The organism is Aporhodopirellula aestuarii, assembly GCF_023701485.1.
In the GTDB taxonomy this organism is placed as follows: Bacteria; Planctomycetota; Planctomycetia; order Pirellulales; family Pirellulaceae; genus Rhodopirellula; species Rhodopirellula aestuarii.
This window is the reverse complement of the sequence record NZ_JAMQBK010000138.1, coordinates 1-4,631: the sequence shown is the minus strand read 5'-3', so window position 1 is coordinate 4,631 and position 4,631 is coordinate 1. Positions and strand designations below refer to the sequence as shown.

Annotated in this window: 3 protein-coding genes; 1 reads left to right on the top strand and 2 read right to left on the bottom strand. The window is 53.0% G+C overall.

The features are described 5' to 3' along the window. Positions 1–240: 240 nt before the first annotated feature. A complete protein-coding gene (locus NB063_RS31570; protein WP_250933762.1) occupies positions 241–1,737 on the bottom strand; it encodes a cryptochrome/photolyase family protein in 1,497 nt (498 codons plus the stop codon). A 233-nt stretch (positions 1,738–1,970) separates the two neighbouring features. Beyond that, positions 1,971–3,569, bottom strand: a complete 1,599-nt coding sequence (cls, locus tag NB063_RS31565; RefSeq protein ID WP_250933760.1) for a cardiolipin synthase — start codon at positions 3,567–3,569, stop codon at positions 1,971–1,973. A gap of 566 nt (positions 3,570–4,135) precedes the next feature. On the opposite strand from cls, the gene NB063_RS31560 reads away from it, so the two are divergent. Continuing rightward, a complete protein-coding gene (locus NB063_RS31560) occupies positions 4,136–4,516 on the top strand; it encodes a PGPGW domain-containing protein (protein WP_250933758.1) in 381 nt (126 codons plus the stop codon). The last annotated feature ends 115 nt before the right edge of the window (positions 4,517–4,631 follow it).

The window sequence follows — 4,631 nt, the reverse complement described above, 5'->3', positions numbered from 1 at the left end:
GCTCCTTGGTCCGGCCTACGCCCGTTTTCGCAAACCACGGACTCACGTCTGTGCCTTTTGGATCTCGTCACGATCGTGACTAACCATTCGCGAATTACCGGATCCAGCTAAACGCAAAAGGGATAGCGACACATCTTGTCCATAACAAATTTTTGGCAGTCCAGTGATAGCTTTGGTTGGACGTAGGAACCACGGTTAGCATCAAATGCCAGATATACCGAAATCCTCCAGCCTACGTGCTTAACCCAAGCTTTCCAAAAAAGCCTCGGCGTTGGCTAGGTGCTGCTCACGCTTTTCCGGCTCCATCTTTTTCGCCATGCTGCACATCATCGCCCATCGTGGGTTCTTGCCGAGTTCGTCGACGTGGTTCCAGATCCATCGCCAATACAACCCATCCCAAGTATCACACCAAGGTTGGCGGGGATAGTGGCTCATCTTGCGAATGTACGACGATCCAGAAAAATACGGCTTCGTCGTGATCGCCCCGCCATCGGCGTTTTGGCTCATCGCATAGACGTTGGGAACCATCACCCAGTCATAGCTGTCGATGAACATTTCCATGAACCAGCGATAGATGTCGTCCGGGTCGATCTCGCATAAAAACATAAAACCACCCAACACCATCAGACGCTCGATGTGATGGCAATATCCCGTTTTAAGAATTCGCGAAATCGTATCGTCGATTGGTATGATGCCGGTCGTTGCGTCGTAGAAACTGCTGGGCATCGCGCGGTGATGTTGCCAGTGATTCGTGGTCCGCATGGGGACGCCCAAATCTTCATAGGTCGCACGCATGAACTCGCGCCAACCGATGATTTGCCGGACAAAACCCTCGACGGAATTCAAGGGAACTTCGTTGCCCCCTGTGTAACGCAGGGTCTCCTTGATGATCTCATCGGGCGTTAACAAACCAATGTTCAGAACCGGCGTAAGGACGCTGTGCCAAAGCCACGATTCTCCTTCGACGATCGCATCTTCATACGCACCAAAATACTCGAACCGCTGTTTCAAAAACTGTTTTAACCATCGACGAGCAGAAGCGTGCGAGGTCGGGTAATACAACGTCTCCAACCCTCCAGGGTGACTAGGAAACTCGCGTTCGACATATTCCCGGGCATCGAGGTCGACCTGATCGCGTTTGGGGAATGAAAGATCCGGGATCGAAGCGAGCTGCTTCTTGGGGATCTTCTTTCGGTTGTCCTCGTCGAAACTCCACTGACCTCCGGCAGGTTCATCGCCATCCATCAACACGTCGAGTCGCTGACGCTGCCATTTGTAAAAATCTGCCATGAACCAGCGATTCTTACCCGCTCGATACTCTTGGTTCTCCTCGGGCGTATTGAGGAACCCTGGATTGGGCAGAAATTCGACTTCCATCTCCAGCTTAGCGCAGGTGCGTCGGATTCGTTTTTCCAAGATGAAATCGGTCGGATCGACACAACAGATCGTCTCTCCGTCACGTTCGTTTGGTTTGATCGTGCAATGCAACTGGTCGTCCAGATTCGGATGTTCGGCGTGATACTCGACGTACTGGACCTCGTGCCCCTTCTGACGTAAATCGACCTCGTACCGCTTCATCGATGCGCGGTGGAGCCAAAGCTTTTGTTTGTGAAACGGCATCGGGTATCGGCTGTCCCCAAAAAACAACGAGTCTTCGATCAACAGAACGCGTGACGGCGAACGCTTCAGCCCGGGGTGTTTGCAAAACAATTGATTAGGAAAAACGAGCAAAAACATCCACACACTCTTAGGAAAACCTTGGACTCAAAAAAAACTTGCTTCAATCACACGGGAAACGTCACGCTCAACTCGCGCCAATATTATCGACTCGCGGAAACCGTCTGTCGGCGAACACGCACTGGTATCCAGCGGACTTGCGCCCGCTACAAATCCTAGCGGAACGGCGCGAGCCGTCCGGTATCACCGCCAAGTTTGAATGCTACCAACGCACTTTCCATACTGGTTGCACTTTACTGAATCGGGGCCAAAAGTCGGGCTGCGCGGACAAGTAACTGAAACGCGTACGACTTTTCCTCCAATTCACTCCCATCGCTGAGCGTGCAATAACGGAGATCGTCCTCGAACATTTCCGCCACTTCTTGGGAAAAACTTTCGTCAAAGAACGCAAGCATGATCTCGAAGTTGAGACGAAAGGATCGATTGTCAAAGTTTGCCGTGCCGACCGCAGCCATCGTGTCGTCCACGAGTAGTACTTTTTGATGCATGAAACGGCCCTGATAGCGGTAAACACGAACTCCCGCCGCATTCATCTCGCCGAAATACGAAAACGACGAGAGCCAAACCAAGGTCGAGTCTGAGTTTTGCGGAATCAGGATTCGCACATCCACCCCTCGCATCGCGGCGAGTTGCAACGTCGTCGCCATCTTTTCATCAGGAACAAAATACGGGCTCGCGATCCAAATCCGTTTCTTTGCCGACAGAATCGATTGCATGAAAAACAGCGATGCCGTCTCAAACTCGTCGGCCGGTCCGCTCGGAACACAAATGCCTTCGACGCCAGGCTCTTCACTGGCGACCGGTGTCCAATTCAAATCGTCGAGTAATTCTTTGCTTACCGCGTGCCAATCCTCGGCAAACGCGACCTGACAACACTGGACCAAAGGCCCTTCCACTTGAACGCTGGTGTCTCGATAAGGCCCCAACTCATCGACACCAACTAAGTATTCATCGCCGACATTGTGACCGCCCGCGAAAGCCGTGATCCCATCAACAATCACCAGTTTGCGGTGATTACGAAAGTTCAAACGCGTCGTCGATCCGCCACCAAACGGTGAATTAAATCCGTGTACCTTGATACCGTTGGCACGCAGCTCCTCGATATACTCATCAGGCAGATCGCGACTGCCGTACTCATCGTAGAGAAGTCTCACGCGGACGCCTTCGGATGCTTTGGCAATCAAGAGTTCTTTCAACCGTCCGCCCAATTGGTCATCGTGGATGATGTAAAACTCGACCAAGATGTAAGTCTTGGCTGACTCAATCGACTGCAGCATCGCGTCGAAGGTTTCTGGCCCGTCGACCAACAATTTTGCTCGGTTGCCACGTGTTACCGGGAACTGTACCAACCGGGTGAGAAGTCTCTGGGTGCTGTCCTCGACCGGAACCGCCAGCTTCGCTTCGCGGAGGTCATCGTAAAGCTGCTCGACGATATGCGTTCCGCTTGAGCGACTCGCACGGTACGTCAAAGCGTGCTCGCCGTAGTCGGTTTCGCCGATGGTCCAGTAAAGCGGTACCGCGACGTAAGGGAATGTGTTAAGCGACACAATCCAGGCAATCGCCCCTTGTGGCGTCCGCGATTCGGAAAGCACGTTCACCGATGCAATCATCCCGAGCAGGTGGGCAATCATCAGAAAGGCCGCAGTCAATCGCTTTCGATGCAGACGCATCCACGCGACCATTCGGGTCAGCGTCTCGCTTTTGCGATAAGCAAAACGAACGGGCCAGAACACAGTCCTCCAAAACCATCCCGAGGCCTTCGCGGGCCAATGACTCACCCTCCACAGAAATGACCACGTTGTTTTCAGGAAAGACTCATTGGCAGTTTGCATCGCGGGCTCGTTCATCACAGGTGGAGCATTGCGAACGCCCTACCAGGATCAGACGCGTTCGCAGAAACAAAACGTCGATGCGATTCTCGTGCCAACGCGTTTAATCCCAGAAAACCGGCACGTTACTTGCATCACCCGCCAAGGCTTGCCGAGACATCCTTGCTGATTTCCAGGGACGGTATTGAGAATCGCCGGCAGCGGAACTCGTCCGCGACTTGTCGATTTGATAAACCGCCGCGTCGGTGATGGAGCAGCCCCGAATCCTGTTCCAAAAAACACATGTAAATCGAAACATTTCGCTACGACGGAACCCTAATCAACAAGACTCGGATCAAGCGTGAATCGCGTCAGGCCGTGCTTCGTCCATTACACGAGTTCTCTGTTTATTGACCGTGAAGGAATCAATCATCTCAGTTTCTCATTCGACAATGTGGTCGTTGGCGATCGCCTCGTTCGTGTTTTTCGTGGCGTCGCTGGCCGTCATCCCCTGGGTCATAGTGCGACTGCCGGCGGACTATTTCGAATCCTCGCGTCGCGGCAATGTCAAGCCAAGAACGAAGGCAACGATGATTCTCCATCTCACCCTGCTTGCATTGAAAAACACACTCGGTGTGTTCCTGCTGGTCATCGGAATCAGCATGTTGGTTCTGCCTGGCCAAGGACTCTTGACGATACTGATCGGGTTGTCGCTATTGGACTTTCCAGGGAAATACCGGCTCGAAAGATATCTCGTCACCCGACCTCCCGTGTTCAAATCATTGAACTGGCTGCGGCAGCGCGCCGGCAATCCGCCTTTCGAGATGCCAGGCCAACCCAAACACCATTCCGGACCACCTAGCGATTCAGCCGCCCCCACAATTTCAAGATTCCTCACCGCGTTCGATTCCAAACCTCCCAATGAAGCGGCAGAGGTTCATCGGAGGAGGCATTCTTCCGCTCACGATTAGCCGATCCTGTTGATCGCAAATCAACCAACTTGGTGCTTTGGCTAACGATGACTTGCGAGGTGCTTGAACAGGGGGCTCGCGTCCTACCGCAAAACATCATAGCGGAACGGCGCGA